This is a genomic window from Marininema mesophilum, from assembly GCF_900106775.1.
In the GTDB taxonomy this organism is placed as follows: Bacteria; Bacillota; Bacilli; order Thermoactinomycetales; family DSM-45169; genus Marininema; species Marininema mesophilum.
The window spans coordinates 52,615-68,127 of record NZ_FNNQ01000007.1; the positions used below are offsets into that span (position 1 = coordinate 52,615).

Genomic DNA, 15,513 nt, shown 5'->3' on the forward strand with positions numbered 1-15,513 from the left:
GTAGAATCATCCGTTTCTCTCTGTATAAAAAGTAACGATCCGGTCATTTTTTGTTAAAAAAAAACGGGGAGAAGCGAATGAAGCTTTCCCCGTTTAATGATCTGATAGTTATGTGTTCTTATTTCTTAACAGCGTTAGCTGCGTTTACGCGACCATATTTCCAGTCAGAACCGGTGCCGTCTACTTTATCAGCGGAGCTTTCGATAGCTTTACGGACTTCGTCACCTTTTTTACCAGTGGAAGCAACGAGACCAGCTACACCAGCTACGTGAGGAGTAGCCATGGAAGTACCGGACATTTCTTCATACTTACCACCAGGAACAGTGGAGAGGATGTCAACGCCAGGAGCAGCTACATCTACCCAATCAGAACCGTAATTGGAAAATTCAGCCTTTTTATCGCTCTTATCTGTTGCGCCAACAGCGATGGCTTTTTCGTTTGCACCTGGGTAGCCTGGATCTTTGGAGCCGTCGTTACCAGCAGCTGCTACAACAACAGAACCCTTATCAGCAGCATAGTTTACTGCATCTTCAACAACTTTGGAGTTCTCTGGGGAACCAAGGCTGAGGCTGATTACGCTTGAGCCAGCATCAGCTGCGTCTTTGATCCCTTTTGCAACGGTTTCGTTATCACCACTACCGTTTTCATCCAACACTTTAACAGCGTAGATGGTAACATCAGGAGCGACACCAGCGATACCTTCGTTGTTGTTAGTGACAGCGCCGATAACACCAGCACAGTGAGTACCATGACCTTGGTCATCCTTCGGATCTTTATCGTTGTTGATGTAGTCGCCACCTTTTTCTACTTTATCCTTGAGATCAGGGTGGGTGTAGTCAACACCGGTGTCTACAACTGCAACTTTTACGTCTTTTTTACCTTTGGTGGTTTCCCAAGCTTCAGGAGCTTTTATGGTTTGAGGACCGTACTGCTTGGAGAAGTCAGTATCGTTTGGATCAGCAGTTGCTTTGAAGGTGATTTTCTTCTCAGCGTAGGCTACGTTCGAATCCTTTTCAAACTTTTTGATAGCGTCCTTAGCGGAACCTTTAACCTCGACCGTTTTGAAATCCAGTCCTTCACTGCCGCCAGTTACTTTGGCATTCATGGACTCGTTGAGAGCAGAGATTTTGGAGCTTGTAGCACCACTCTTGTATTTCACAATGATTTCAGAACTTTTGGATGATGATTTGTCCGGTGTTTGAGCGTTTACCTGAGCTAGAGTGGTAAATACACCTGCGGACAGTACAATTGCAGAAACAAAAAGTGCGGTCTTCTTCATCAAATCACTCCTTATCACGGTTAAAGTGGTGTTGATCATTTATTATTGTAAATTATTTATTTTATTTTTTTCAACAATTTTGAGATAATTAATTTAAAAAAATAACTATAAACCTCTTTTTATTGGGTTTAACAGGTATGGAGAAAAGTTTGAAAATAGGCGTCCCCTGTGGGTTTTGGAAGCTTTTTCAACGTGAAAATGCTGTGGTATCAAGGATTTATCTCAAGGTGTCCATTTTGGATGATCAACATCATGACAGAATGGAGGAGGCACTCCATAAAAACAAACGGGAAAAGCAGGCTATTATTGGGTTAATATTCCATTATAAAAATGGTTAATTGTAAAAAAATAGTGTGATTGAAGTGGTTTAATGGGATTGAAATTGTTTAAATTAAGTCGAAATTTCTAGTGAATTCAGCATGATCCAGCCATTTGAATTCCCTACTGAGCATTGCTATGATGAAGTTGAACTTTTTTTGGAAAAGCAGGTGGGGCACCATGCTGATGGTGATGGATGTTGGAAATACCCATATCTTTTTGGGCTTGTACCAGGGAGATGAGTTGGTCTATAACTGGAAAATCCATACAGACCGTCGCGCTACTGAAGATGAATACGGAATGCGACTGAAGAGTTTATTTGAGCATGTAGGTGTTCGTTTATCTGAGATAAAAGGAGTTGCCATCTGTTCGGTGGTTCCGCCGCTTATTTATGTGCTAAAAACATTGGTGCAGAAGTATTTTCATCGTATGCCGTTAATTGTCGGGCCAGGGGTTAAAACAGGGTTGAACATTCAATATGAAACACCACGGGAAGTAGGGTCAGATCGGATAGTCAATTCTGTGGCTGCGCTTGATCGTTATGGTGCGCCGGTTATTGTGGTCGACTTTGGTACTGCGACTACTTTTTGCTTGATCGATGAAAAGGGATGCTATATCGGTGGGGCGATTACGCCTGGAATCCAAGTATCAACAGAGGCATTATACCGTCATGCATCCCAACTTACTCGGGTGGAAATCGTAAGGCCTGAGAATGTGTTGGGACGAAATACAATAAAAGCGATTCAAGCGGGAGTTTATTACGGGTATGTTGGTGCTGTGGATGGTATTGTGAGTCGGATGAAGGCACAGTTATCCGTACGTCCTACGGTAGTTGCAACAGGTGGGCTGGCTGAGTTGATCTGCGAAGAAACACAAACGATTGATGAAGTGGCTCCTTTGCTGACATTAGAGGGTCTGAAGCTGATTTATCAGCGAAATCATTGAGTGAATCTAGCCAATATCGCTTTAAGGAGAACATTCCCGCTCCTATGGGTTTCAAACTGGGATCAAACATCATCCTCCAAAGCGAGAGGGTTTCTTTTTGACTAAGGGTTTATCACTAGGAAGGTAGGGTAGGTTATGAGTAACGATTACGTGATCCGTGGTACAGCTTATGATGGACAGGTGCGGGCCTTTGCTGCGAGGAGCACCCAATTGGTCAGCGAAATGCAACGCCGGCACCAGACATGGCCCGTTGTGAGTGCGGCACTTGGCCGGACAGCTACTGCTACGGCAATGATGGCGATGATGATGAAGAATCCCACAGATCGGTTGACGGTTCAGGTTAGAGGTGATGGACCGATTGGCCAAATTGTGGTCGATGGAGATGCCCAGGGCCATATCCGAGGGTATGTAGATAACCCAGCTGTAGATTTCCCGTTGAATAGCGTTGGTAAACTGGATGTTGCTCGTGCTGTGGGACAAGGAAGCCTGAACATCATACAGGATCTTGGCTTAAAAGATCCTTATCGCGGAAGCGTGAGCTTGGTTTCGGGGGAAATAGGTGATGACTTCACCTATTACTTAACGGTATCCGATCAAATTCCCTCCGCTGTGGGTGTAGGCGTATTGGTGGATCGGGATGCGTCGATTCTTCATGCGGGTGGATTTATTCTACAGATGATGCCAGGAGCAGATGATGGACTCAACGCACAGCTGGAGAAGCGTATTCAAGAGATGCCCTCAGTGACGCAACAGATGCAAGCAGGAGCAGGGCCGGAGGAGATTTTGTACCGGTTACTTGGTGAAGAATGGAGCCTGCATCAAAAGCAAGAGGTATCTTTTCAATGCCATTGTTCTCGTAAGCGAATTGAAAGTACATTGAGAAGCCTTGGTCCTAAGGAACTGTCAGATCTGATAGAGGAGCAAGGTCAGGCCGAGGTAATTTGTCATTTTTGTAATGAGGCGTATACCTTCACCCGTGAGCAATTAGAGGATATCAAGAGAGAATTAGAAGCGGAGTAACCTTTTGCAGGCTAAATGTGGTGTTTTTAATCTGGAACGCTCCATCACCATGTGCTTTTGATTGACAAAAGTGATGTTGCTGAATAAAATAAACCATATATACCTACGGAACTACTTGGTTATCTTAGAGGAGGTTTTCTCATGCGCGTAGCCGACAACATCTTACAATTGATCGGGGAAACCCCAGTCGTCAAACTGAACCGGATTGTAGGGAAGTCTGACGCTGATGTCTATCTGAAGCTGGAATACTTTAACCCTGGCAGTAGTGTGAAAGATCGTATTGCGTATAGCATGATTGTAGAGGCAGAACAACGAGGCGATCTAAAGCCAGGTTCTACAATTATCGAGCCTACAAGTGGTAATACCGGGATTGGTTTGGCGATGGTGGCTGCGGCAAAGGGATATCGTGCTCTATTGGTCATGCCAGAGACCATGAGTATGGAGCGGCGCAATCTTCTACGTGCCTATGGTGCTGAATTGGTTCTTACTCCTGGGCCGGAGGGTATGAAAGGTGCCATTGCAAGAGCAGAGGAAATCCAACAAGAGAACCCGGATTACTTTATGCCTCAACAATTTAACAACACGGACAATGTAAAGATTCATGAGGAGACGACAGGTCCTGAGTTGGTTCGTCAGATGGATGGTAAGATTGACGCCTTCGTTTCAGGAATTGGTACGGGTGGCACGATCACTGGAGCTGGAAAAGTATTGCGGGAGAAAATCCCTGGCATCGAGATTATCGCTTTGGAACCGACTGCTTCCCCTGTTCTCTCCGGTGGACAACCCGGTCCTCATAAAATTCAGGGAATCGGGGCGGGATTTGCGCCAAAAATCTTAGATACTAGCATCTATGATGAGGTACAGACGATCGACAATGAGGAGGCCTTTGCCTGGGCTCGCCGGTTGGCAAAGGAAGAGGGAATTCTCGGTGGTATCTCTTCTGGTGCGGCAGTAGCGGTTGCCATGAAGGTTGCCCGGCGACTCGGTGCAGGGAAACGGGTGGTTGCAGTTATTCCGTCCAATGGTGAGCGTTATCTCACCACTGAGCTATATCAGTTTGATGAGGAGTAAATAGTCAAGGAGAGCCTGTGAGGGCTCTCTTTTTTATAAAAACTAAACGGAGCATATCAACCGGCAATTGGAAGGGTTTTTCAGCAGGGAACTCTTTTTTCCCTATGAGTTTTGGTGTAAACTAATGGGAAGGATAATGCCCTTTTACCCTATCATGAGGAAAGAAGTCTTCTTCAGGGAAGAATGGGTAAAGGGATGGTTAAGGTGTTTACACTATCGATGATGGTTAGTCAAGAGAAGTAGAGACGAGATAGTTGAGAGGAGACGAGATAGAGATGATCTTAGTAATCGACAACTACGATTCGTTTACGTATAACTTGGTGCAATACCTTGGTGAATTGGGTGAAGAGATTCAGGTATATCGAAACGACCGGATTACGGTGGAGGAAGTAGAGGCAATATCCCCTGACGCTGTGCTAATCTCACCTGGCCCAGGTAATCCTGATGAGGCAGGTATTAGCTTAGATTTGGTGCGTCAGTTAGCTGGCAAGCTCCCGATCCTGGGTGTCTGCCTTGGACATCAGGTGATCGTCCAGGCCTTTGGGGGGCGGGTAGTGCGTGCTTCACGGCTGATGCATGGGAAAACCTCGCCTGTTTTTCATGATGGGAAGACACTCTTCACTGAAATACACTCTCCATTTCGAGCCAATCGCTATCACTCACTCATTCTAGAACGAGAGAGTATTCCTCCTGAATTTGAAATTAGTGCGGAGACCACCGAAGGGGAAGTGATGGCGATCCGTCATCGCGAATTTCCACTCGAGGGTGTACAGTTCCACCCGGAATCGATCCTGACGGAGGATGGTAAGCGGATGTTGGCTAATTTCCTTGCAACATATCGAACAATACCTGTATGACAGGCTCACTCCTTTGATTACGGTGCATCGATTGTAAAAGGGCATCCTGGATCAGGAGATCTATTCTACGGTTTCAATTGCAAGTCAGAGCGAAGTATTGAAGGAGATTCTACTCATGACGCAATCGATGGGAGTGTTACCGACTCCCCTTTCAGGTCCGCTCCAAGTGGGTCCATATTCCTTACCTATTCATGAGCGTACCATCGTTATGGGAATCCTCAATGTGACTCCGGATTCCTTCTCAGATGGAGGGCGTTATCATCGACTAGATGTAGCGGTAGCCCATGCTCAAGAAATGGTAAAGGCAGGGGCGGATATCATCGATGTGGGCGGGGAATCCACCCGACCCGGCCATCAGTCCGTTTCTTGCGAGGAAGAAATGGAACGGGTGCTTCCTGTGATCGAGCGACTTACTCAGGAAGTAGATCTGCCGATTTCCATCGATACCTATAAAGCACAAACTGCTCGCTATGCAGTGAAGGCAGGCGCACACATCATCAATGATATATGGGGGATGAAGAAAGATCCCTTGATGGCGCAGGTTGTTGCTGAGTTGGATGTGCCCGTCATCCTGATGCATAATCGGGAGAAGACGGGCTACAACCATTTGCTGGACGAAATATGCCAGGAATTGATGGAGAGTGTCGCGCTTGCCCATGCGGCGGGTGTACAGGGAAACCGAATTCTGCTCGACCCTGGAATCGGATTTGCGAAGACGAACGAGGACAATCTCGCTGTCATGGGTCAGTTGGAGCGCATCGTCGGTCTTGGTTACCCTGTGCTCCTGGGCACATCACGTAAATCGATGATTGGCAACACACTAGGTCTACCAGTAACCGAGCGTATCGAAGGAACTGCGGCTACCGTGACCCTGGGAATTACTAAGGGTTGTCAGATGATCCGGATTCATGATGTGAAGGAAATGGTCCGTGTAGCGCGGATGACCGATGCGATGGTGCGAGCGGTGTGAGAGGAGTGAGTAGGATAGATACGATCTTTTTTAACAAATTGGCCTTTTACGCATACCATGGGGCATTTGCCGAAGAGAATCGCCTTGGTCAGCGATTCTTAGTGGATCTGGAGTTATCCAAGGATTTAAAGCCTGCTGCGGATGCGGATGATCTGGAACTTACGGTCAATTATGCCTCAGTTTATGAGGTGGTTAAGGGAGTCGTCGAAGGAAATACTTACACCCTCGTGGAGACGCTCGCAGAAACAATCGCTGACCATATTCTCACGAATTTCCCTGTGCTTGAGGTGCGCGTTCGTGTGACCAAGCCGGATCCACCGATCCCAGGTCACTACGAGTCCGTAGGGGTGGGGATCCACCGGGGGAGAACATGACCAAGAAGACAGCGTATATTGGTCTTGGAACCAACCTGGGTGATCGGCTAGCTTATCTCACGGATGCCCTGCACCATTTGGATAATCGTCCAGGACTCCGAGTGACTGGGATCTCTCCGGTCTATGAGACAGAGCCATGGGGCTTACGAGATCAGCCTGACTTTTTAAACCTGTGTGCCGCCCTTGAAACCATTCGTACTCCAGAGGAATTACTGCAGGATCTACTTGCGGTGGAGAAGGAGCTTCATCGTGTGCGTAAGGTACGCTGGGGTCCGAGAACAATTGATTTAGATCTTCTCTTATATGGAGATGAGATCATTCAAGAGGAGGGCCTGAGAGTTCCCCACCCTCGGATGACAACCCGTTCCTTTGTTCTCGCCCCCCTTGCGGATCTTGCTCCCGATGTGATAGTCCCAGGTACACAAAAAAGTGTCGCCAAGTGGAGAGCGGAACAAGTGGAGAAGGGGGAGAACGAGGAGTTAGTCTGTTTAGGCCATCCATTGTCTTGGTTACCTAGGGATAGCTCACCTATGAACTCTCTCGATCAGAAATGAGCTTCAAGAAAACCGATCCATATGAAGGAGGTGTGAAGGGATGAAATTAAAAATCGGCTCTGTGGAAACACAGAACAATGTTGTGCTGGCTCCGATGGCCGGCGTATGTAACCCGGCTTTTCGTCTCATCGCCAAGGAATTTGGCACAGGCCTCGTCTGCGCTGAGATGGTGAGCGATAAGGCGATCATCCATGGGAATGAACGAACCAAGCAGATGCTCTATGTCGATGAGCGGGAAAAACCCCTCTCCCTTCAAATCTTTGGCGGAGATAAAGCTTCCCTTGTAGAGGCCGCTCGTGTCGTCGACAAGCAGACCAATGCGGACATCATCGATATCAACATGGGATGTCCTGTACCGAAGGTGACCAAATGTGATGCGGGAGCCCGCTGGCTTCTCAATCCCGATAAGATTGAGGAGATGGTTTCGGCGGTAGTGGATGTAGTGGATAAGCCGGTTACGGTGAAGATGCGCATCGGCTGGGATGAGGAGCATATCTATGCTGTTGAGAATGCACAGCGCGTGGAGCGAGCTGGTGGGCAAGCGGTATCCGTTCATGGTCGTACCCGGGTACAGATGTATACCGGTAAAGCGGATTGGGACATTATTCGCCAGGTGAAGGAAGCGGTCAATATCCCAGTGATTGGCAATGGAGACGTACAGACGCCAGAAGATGCCCGGCGCATGTTGGATACCACCGGGTGCGACGGGGTCATGATCGGGCGGGCGGCTTTGGGGAATCCATGGATGCTGTACCGCACCATTCATTATTTGACCAATGGAGAGCTGGCACCAGAGCCTAGTTCACGTGAGAAAATCGATATCGCCATTCTTCATATGGATCGGCTAATCGCCCTTCGGGGAGAAGATGTAGCGGTGCGCGAAATGCGCAAACATGCTGCCTGGTATCTACGTGGATTACGTGGCGGCGCCCGGATTAAGGATCAGGTGAACGAACAAGTGACACGGGACGGGATGGCGAAGGTATTGGCGGACTTTGTCACTGGTTTAGAAGAGCGTAAAAAGGTAGTTCCCGCTTAAAGAATTGTAGCTCTTAAGACACCTCTTTACGTTATTTTCTCCCATATACCCGCTTGTCCCTTATGGACGAGCGGGTATATGATAGAAAAGAGCATTCTTATTCCACGGTAGAATCATTTTGCCGCCGGCTAAGGCGGCTTTTATCGGTCTAATTCCTCGATCTTTTGCCCATAACGAGTGGTATAGCGGTTAACAGGGCGTATTGCTATTTGGAAAGGTGTGAATCCGACGTGAGTCGAGAAGAAGAACAAGCACTGTTGCAGGAAGAAGAGCTTAACGAGCTTCTGCAAATTCGGCACGACAAACTAACCACCTTACGTGAACGAGGCATTGATCCCTTTGGCCAAAAATTTGATCGCACAGATCTCGCCCAGGACATTCTCTCCACATATGGTGAGTCTTCCAAGGAAGAGCTAGAAGAAAAAAGCCAACCCGCTGTGATCGCCGGTCGACTTGTTGCTAAACGAAAGCAAGGAAAAGCTTCCTTTGCTCATTTACAGGATCAATCTGGCCGTATCCAGATCTATGTCCGTAAGGATGCTGTTGGCGAGGAACAATACGAAACCTTTACCAGTGCCGATCTAGGGGATTGGTTTGGTATCAGCGGGATTGTCTTTAAAACCAACCGTGGGGAGACTAGTGTCAAAGCTCATGAACTTACCTTCCTATCCAAATCCCTGCGCCCTTTGCCAGAAAAATTCCATGGTCTTAAAGATGTTGAACTTCGTTATCGTAAACGGTACCTCGATCTCATCATGGATCCAGAAGTAAAGGACACCTTTGTTGCCCGGAGCAAAATTATTAGCTCGATTCGCCGCTACCTGGATCAGCGGGGTTATTTAGAAGTAGAAACCCCTACACTTCACACGATTCCCGGTGGGGCTGCAGCGCGTCCCTTTATCACCCATCACAATGCCCTCGATATGCAACTCTACATGCGAATTGCTATCGAACTACACCTAAAGCGCCTCATCGTAGGTGGTATTGAAAAAGTGTATGAAATCGGCCGTGTCTATCGGAATGAAGGTATCTCTACTCGCCATAATCCCGAATTTACGATGCTGGAACTATACGAAGCCTTCGCTGATTTCCATGACATCATGGATCTGACCGAAAATATCATTACCCATGCGGCCAAAGAAGTGCTTGGTTCAGACACCGTCACCTACGCAGAGGAAGAGATCAAGCTTACAAGTCCCTGGACACGTAAGCATATCGTCGACCTCGTCAAGGAGCATACCGGAGTTGACTTCTGGACCAAGATGAGTGATGAAGAAGCACTGGCCCTAGCGAAAGAACACGGAATCACAACGAAACCAGGTATGAAATTTGGACACATCGTCAATGAATTCTTCGAGCAAAAGGTAGAAGAAACCCTGATTCAGCCAACCTTCGTCTATGGTCATCCTATAGAGATCTCCCCCCTTGCCAAGAAAAACGCAGACGATCCGCGCTTCACCGACCGCTTTGAACTCTTCATCGTTGGTCGCGAACACGCCAACGCCTTCACTGAGCTAAACGATCCCATCGATCAACGGGAACGTTTTGAAGCCCAGGTAAAAGAGAAGGCCCAAGGCAATGACGAAGCCCACCCGATGGACGAAGACTTCCTCGAAGCCCTCGAATACGGCATGCCTCCAACAGGCGGCCTCGGTATCGGGATCGACCGCCTCGTCATGTTACTGACAGATAGTCCTTCGATCCGTGATGTGCTGTTGTTCCCGGTGATGCGGGAGCAGGGGTAAGCTGAATAGAATAAATAGAAATAAGAAAGCCTCCCTTTTGTAAATGAAAAGGGAGGCTTTTTTGATGTTTGTAATTAGTGATATTAAGTGTCCTAGAAAAAAGACTGGGGTTTTCAATGGATATTTACCTTTCCTTGAAGGGATAGTAAAAAAGGTCAGTTGTATAAAACTAATATTTAGGGAGGGTTTACTATGTCCGTTAAACTCGCTATTATTTATTACAGTTCCACTGGATCGAACTATGAGTTAGCACAATGGGCTGCTGAGGGTGGGAAGGAAGCCGGAGCTGAAGTGAAGATCTGTAAGGTGCAAGAACTCGCTCCACAAACCGTGATCGATGGAAACCCCGCTTGGAAAGCCCATGTGGAAGCCACAAAAGATATCCCAGTGGCTACCCCCGATGATGTCGCAGAGGCAGATGCCATTATTTTCAGTACACCTACACGATTTGGAAACGTCTCTGCCCAAATGAAGCAATTTATAGATACCACTAGTGGCATCTGGTTCAGTGGGAAAACGGTTAATAAAGTTGTTAGCGCCATGACATCCGCTCAAAATGTTCACGGTGGACAAGAAGCCACGATTTTGTCTCTTTACACATCAATGTACCATTGGGGAGCCATTGTGGTCGCACCGGGATATACCGACCAATCCGCTTTTGGCGCAGGAGGAAATCCTTACGGAACCAGTGTATCTGTCGATGAAAACAATAAAATGGTTGGAGATAAGCAAGCTTTTCAAAATGCCGTGAAACATCAGGCCAAGCGTGTCGTTTCAGTTGCGGAAAGGATGCAATAAAAGGCACTCACTCACATTGCGAAATAATGACTTGAGATTGCATTGCAACTTCAAGTCATTATTTTGATTGTTGGGGTACATCTGCATTAGGAGCAGGGGTGAGTTGAAAAGAATAGAAGTAAGAAAAGCTCCCTTTTGTAAATGAAGAGGGAGCTTTTCTGTGGTTCTGTGAAAACTCCATTCACTTTCATTTATGGGTCACTCACCTCTTTTGTGGTTGAATGGTTGAGAATATGCGTAGAAGGTAGTTTCTCCTTCGTTGTTTGGAGAGAGAGTATTTGATACTTGACTATATAAACATAAGTCATTTCCTTTGTATTAGTACTTAAGTTTTATTGAGCTTAAAGGATGATATTGGTATGATTTAGAAGGATTACTTCTATTGTTCATAATGAAGGGAGAAATAATATGAAAAAAATCATTACGATCTCTTTAAGTGTATGTATCGTCATGATTATTTGCATATTTATTTTTTTTCAGTATTTCTTTTTTTATGAAGTGGATGGATATAGCATGAGCCCTACTCTCACAAATCACGAATCTGTACTTAGCCGAGAGTTTGCCTTAAAAGACATCGACCGCGGAGATATTATTGGTTTTCAACACCCTACCATAATTGGTGCGGAGTATATCAAGCGTGTTGTGGGTCTCCCTAATGATCAAATTGAGATTAGAAGAGGGCAAGTGTTTATTAATCGAAAGAAATTCAATTTTCCTATCAACGGAAAAGGTTCTTCTAATTTTGGACCTATCACAGTAGAAAAGAACCATGTATTTGTTTTGGGTGACCACTTAGCAGGAAGCAGAGACAGTCGTGAATTTGGAACTGTGACTTATAAACAAATTCGGGGTGTTTTAGTCTTTAAGTAAATTTATTAGGAGGGTTATTATGGATCAAATTAAGCCATGGTTATCAATTTGGTTGCGAACAAGAGAAACTATACAAAGTTTGATAAATGATACACCTTTGTCAAGGCAACTTCTACTCGTTGCATTATTTGGTTTGGTATTTGGTTACGATTCAGCAGTAAGCCGAACATTGGGAGATAAGTACTCCTTTGGCCTTATTGTGGTTGGCTCTCCGATCCTAGGTATTATCCAAGGTCTAGTGATGTGGATAGTGATTAGTTGGCTTATATATTGGATTGGAAGCCGATTTTTTAGCGGTGATGCTGATTGGATGGAAACACGAATTGCCATGGCATGGGGAGGAATTCCTTTTATTGTAAAAGGAATTCTTTGGATACCTCAACTATTACTTTTTCAGAAGGATAACTTTACTACACTGCACCCACTATTGGATACATCAGTATTGCTGTCAGTATTGTTTTGGATTTTTGGTTTGATGGATCTTGTTCTTACAGTTTGGTATGTAGTTGTTATATCGAAGAGCGTCGGAGAAGCACACAATATCTCATCCATTCAAGGTTTTGGGATCCTACTACTAAGTTTTTTAGTAGTTATAGTGGCAATGATCCTAATCAGTCTCATTGGCTTTGCTTTATTTATGTTATAAATTCAAGGAGTGAAGCAATAGAATGCAAAATCCTTTTCGCGTCCTCTTGAAAAGTCGCAAAGGTGCTAGTACTATTGAATATGTTATTATTCTGGTAGCGGCTTTACTGATCGCTGGAGTACTTTATAATTTCTTATCTGGCGGCACTGTGAAGAATGCTATTGAAGAGAAAGTTCAACAAATAATTGCTGGTAAAGTTACAGGTGGAGATATACCGGGAAAAGCGAAGGATATACCGAAGCCCAAAAAAACCCCTTTTCCAAAGAAAAAACCCCCTTCCAAAAGTGAATCAACTGTCTCAAAAGTGACTCATAACCCTATAGTTCAAGAAGGGACTAGCTTTATCCTAGATAGCGTTCCAGTGGTTTCTAATATAAAGTCAGCTTTTGAAGCTGGTAGTGGATATGATATTTTTGGTAATAAACTGAATAAGAAAGATCGAGTGATAGCTGCTGCTGGTATAGTTATTCCAGGCGCCAAGCACGTAAAGCGAGCCGCAAAAGGAATTGAAAAAGCGGATGACCTCATGGACGCATCTAGGGCCGCAAAGCGAGCGAAAAATCGGTTTAAGCGCAAGGGATGTGCTGCCGGGAATAATTGTAAACAAAATTACAAGAAAAAAGTCAAGCCTCCTAATAAAATAATATTTTCTAGAAAGTCTAATAGACATGTAGAAGAGCGACATATGGGAAATAAAAAATTTCCTTACAAAAGCAAATGGACAATTTCAGGGGGACAGTGGAGAACATATTCCCGAAACACATTTAGAAAACCGGATAGAGTCACAAAAGATGGCGACAGATTTATTTATGAGAAAGAGTATAAAGAACCACTTGGTGTTGACGAAGATGGAAGTAAACTTTATAAAATTAGAGTTGTTGTTAATAAAAATGGAGAAGTTGTAACTTCTTTTCCACAGAAAAAATGGAAATAAAAATAAATGAGGGTGGTAATGAATGGCGCTAGATATACTTCTTTATAAAAATGGTAGTCTGTTTAAAAGAGAAGAATTTAACGAATCATTACACAATGAGATTTTTAAATCTAACAATAATTGGAGAAGCTATTTGGTTTTGAGAACTTTGAGTGATTTTTATTTAACTGATGTAAAGTTGGAACAGGCAAAAATAGATCAATTGGCACAAGAATTAGAGAACATGAAGTTATTTATAAATAATAAAGTATATATATCAGATATTGATCATCTAATTAACACATTGAAAAATGAAGAATGCGAAGAAATTTGGTTTGTGGGAGATTAATTTACATATTGAATAATTTCAATCCCCTATGGGTTTTGTTCATGAGGATAAATGTCCTACAACAAACTTGATAGGGGTTTTTTGTCGCGCTTTGTAACAAGAACCTTAGTCCTTAAATTATTATTGAGTGTAATTTCCTACACATGGTCAACCAATATTTAAGAAAAAGAATAGATATATCACCCCAGATAAAGATAGTCATAATGGTGGTGTATGGAAAATGGCTGGTTCAATTAAAGATTTAGGTAGCAAAAAAAATAGAATGGGTACGTATGACGCGAATTTATAAAGAATTGGCGACTGATTGACTGTTAGCCTCTTTTCAGAGTTGGACTTAATAACTGGTTGGTATAGGAGAATAAAAATGAAGTTTTGGAGAGTCAAAAAATATAACCCTGCAAATCGTAATAAAGCAGGTCATTATTTAAAAAATGAATGGACGTCTTTTTCGGAGATAGGGGTAGATGGACTTTGACACAATCAGTCCACCAGTACCATCTTTGGTATTCTATCTAAGTAGTTATACGTTTTGGCTTGATCAATCACTCTCTTATAATAAATGATAGCCTCTGCATTATTTTTTTGCTTAAAAAAAGATCTCTCTAGTGCAAGGAGTGCATCAGTCAAGTAGACCATGTTATTTAAATCCTCAGCAATTCGCTTTGATTCGTTTAATACTGCTTCCGCTTTGGCCCACTTTTCTTGTTCTATGTATAAGCGCCCCATTTGAATACTTGAGCGAATGAATCTGTTTGACTTTTCTTCAGAGAGGTCCATTGCTAGTTGGACACAATCTTCAGCGGGGGTTAATAGCAGCAAATTCAATTCCTTCATAATTCCATGAGTAACTCCTGCTTTGTGTTAGGGGGTTATGAATTAAGGTGAAAATACTTTCTCCTTATTTATATTTCTATCCTAATTTACTATAATGAGGATGAAAAGGGTAAAAATAAGCTGTCGAGAAAGTCTCGACAGCCTCAATTTTTGTTCGCTTATTTAATTTAAAATACTCTCACTTATTCAATCATAAAATTTTACTGTGGCTGTTTTAGAGTTATTTTTAGTTATGAGAAATTCTGCTCTCTTATTTGAACCATCAACAAACTTCCCAATATCATTAAACACTGCACATGGATTCGCACCAGCTCTTATAGTGACCTCGCCTGCAGCTTGATAATCATCCCCATCTTGTTCCCATAAACCGTATTTTCCAGGAACGATGGTTGAAGTTTGGCTAAAGCAAAACTGAAAATTTCCGCCACCAGATTTAACTGTTGAACTTTGAGTTGTAAATGTACTCTTTCCTACATAATCCCAACCTTGAGCATTGAGACCATCTGCAAATGTTGCAGATGGCATTAATAGGGAAACAGCCACTGCACCAACAGCAATCATAGCAGATATTTTTTTGAATATCATGTCAAAACCACCTTTTTTTATATTTTACTTTTCGAATATATTATATACAATATGAACAAAAAATCAATTGTATTTTCTGTTTTTTATTAAAAAAGGAGTGCTAGGTAAAATCCTGGCGCTCCTTTGTGGCCGAAATATGTCTTAGCTTACAATTTTTCCGAAATGGTCCGGTGACTCCTAATAAGGGAAGAGGAAATGCGGACTAGTACTTTATACCTATGTTAATAGTGCTTTTGTTTTAAAAATGGAACGCTAATGAGAGCCAGAGCTAATCCACTTATTTGTGTAGAAACTAGCTGAAACAGCGCAAATTCCAGGGTACTCACTATTAGTTGGTACGTGTTTA

General features: G+C 43.9%; 17 protein-coding genes and 1 pseudogene. 15 read left to right on the plus strand and 3 right to left on the minus strand.

What is annotated here, in order from left to right; all coding sequences use genetic code 11:
* Nucleotides 1-118: 118 nt before the first annotated feature.
* On the minus strand, nt 119-1,279 hold the full coding sequence (locus BLV90_RS08160; protein ID WP_091739060.1) for a S8 family peptidase: 1,161 nt from the start codon (nt 1,277-1,279) through the stop codon (nt 119-121).
* A 498-nt stretch (nt 1,280-1,777) separates the two neighbouring features.
* On the opposite strand from BLV90_RS08160, the gene BLV90_RS08170 reads away from it, so the two are divergent.
* The 15 genes and pseudogenes from BLV90_RS08170 to BLV90_RS08240 all read left to right on the plus strand — a co-directional run.
* Nucleotides 1,778-2,542: a type III pantothenate kinase gene (locus BLV90_RS08170; protein ID WP_091739067.1), complete on the plus strand. Its 765-nt coding sequence runs from the start codon at nt 1,778-1,780 to the stop codon at nt 2,540-2,542.
* A gap of 135 nt (nt 2,543-2,677) precedes the next feature.
* Nucleotides 2,678-3,562, plus strand: coding sequence for an Hsp33 family molecular chaperone HslO (hslO, locus tag BLV90_RS08175; protein WP_091739070.1), 885 nt, complete (start codon nt 2,678-2,680; stop codon nt 3,560-3,562).
* Between the two features lie 141 nt (nt 3,563-3,703).
* Nucleotides 3,704-4,633 (plus strand): cysteine synthase A, encoded by a 930-nt coding sequence (gene cysK, locus BLV90_RS08180; RefSeq protein WP_091739073.1) that lies wholly within the window; start codon nt 3,704-3,706, stop codon nt 4,631-4,633.
* 275 nt (nt 4,634-4,908) lie between these two features.
* Complete coding sequence (locus tag BLV90_RS08185) at nt 4,909-5,490, plus strand: anthranilate synthase component II (protein WP_091739076.1); 582 nt, start codon at nt 4,909-4,911, stop codon at nt 5,488-5,490.
* A gap of 115 nt (nt 5,491-5,605) precedes the next feature.
* Nucleotides 5,606-6,460 carry a dihydropteroate synthase gene (folP, locus tag BLV90_RS08190; RefSeq protein WP_245726297.1) on the plus strand — a complete coding sequence of 285 codons (855 nt, stop codon included), beginning with the start codon at nt 5,606-5,608 and terminating at the stop codon, nt 6,458-6,460.
* A 14-nt stretch (nt 6,461-6,474) separates the two neighbouring features.
* Complete coding sequence (folB, locus tag BLV90_RS08195) at nt 6,475-6,834, plus strand: dihydroneopterin aldolase (protein ID WP_091739454.1); 360 nt, start codon at nt 6,475-6,477, stop codon at nt 6,832-6,834.
* Entirely contained in the window at nt 6,831-7,388 is a 558-nt protein-coding gene (gene folK, locus BLV90_RS08200) for a 2-amino-4-hydroxy-6-hydroxymethyldihydropteridine diphosphokinase (protein WP_091739079.1), read from the plus strand. Before folB ends, folK begins: the two co-directional genes overlap by 4 nt.
* A gap of 40 nt (nt 7,389-7,428) precedes the next feature.
* A complete protein-coding gene (gene dusB, locus BLV90_RS08205; protein ID WP_091739082.1) occupies nt 7,429-8,427 on the plus strand; it encodes a tRNA dihydrouridine synthase DusB in 999 nt (332 codons plus the stop codon).
* Nucleotides 8,428-8,657: 230 nt separating this feature from the next.
* A complete protein-coding gene (gene lysS, locus BLV90_RS08210) occupies nt 8,658-10,172 on the plus strand; it encodes a lysine--tRNA ligase (protein ID WP_091739084.1) in 1,515 nt (504 codons plus the stop codon).
* Between the two features lie 192 nt (nt 10,173-10,364).
* Nucleotides 10,365-10,970, plus strand: a complete 606-nt coding sequence (wrbA, locus tag BLV90_RS08215; RefSeq protein WP_091739087.1) for an NAD(P)H:quinone oxidoreductase — start codon at nt 10,365-10,367, stop codon at nt 10,968-10,970.
* 408 nt (nt 10,971-11,378) lie between these two features.
* A complete protein-coding gene (gene lepB, locus BLV90_RS08220) occupies nt 11,379-11,840 on the plus strand; it encodes a signal peptidase I (protein ID WP_091739090.1) in 462 nt (153 codons plus the stop codon).
* 19 nt (nt 11,841-11,859) lie between these two features.
* Entirely contained in the window at nt 11,860-12,486 is a 627-nt protein-coding gene (locus tag BLV90_RS08225; protein ID WP_091739093.1) for a YIP1 family protein, read from the plus strand.
* 22 nt (nt 12,487-12,508) lie between these two features.
* On the plus strand, nt 12,509-13,420 hold the full coding sequence (locus tag BLV90_RS08230) for a DUF4244 domain-containing protein (RefSeq protein WP_091739096.1): 912 nt from the start codon (nt 12,509-12,511) through the stop codon (nt 13,418-13,420).
* Nucleotides 13,421-13,442: 22 nt separating this feature from the next.
* Nucleotides 13,443-13,748 carry a hypothetical protein gene (locus BLV90_RS08235; protein ID WP_091739099.1) on the plus strand — a complete coding sequence of 102 codons (306 nt, stop codon included), beginning with the start codon at nt 13,443-13,445 and terminating at the stop codon, nt 13,746-13,748.
* Between the two features lie 139 nt (nt 13,749-13,887).
* Nucleotides 13,888-14,037 (plus strand): annotated as a pseudogene (locus BLV90_RS08240) (toxin C-terminal domain-containing protein); the annotation flags it as partial.
* A gap of 191 nt (nt 14,038-14,228) precedes the next feature.
* Here BLV90_RS08240 and BLV90_RS08245 read toward each other — a convergent pair.
* Both BLV90_RS08245 and BLV90_RS08250 read right to left on the minus strand, forming a co-directional pair.
* Nucleotides 14,229-14,582: a tetratricopeptide repeat protein gene (locus BLV90_RS08245; RefSeq protein WP_091739102.1), complete on the minus strand. Its 354-nt coding sequence runs from the start codon at nt 14,580-14,582 to the stop codon at nt 14,229-14,231.
* 186 nt (nt 14,583-14,768) lie between these two features.
* Nucleotides 14,769-15,167, minus strand: coding sequence for a hypothetical protein (locus BLV90_RS08250; RefSeq protein ID WP_091739104.1), 399 nt, complete (start codon nt 15,165-15,167; stop codon nt 14,769-14,771).
* Between the last annotated feature and the right edge of the window lie 346 nt (nt 15,168-15,513).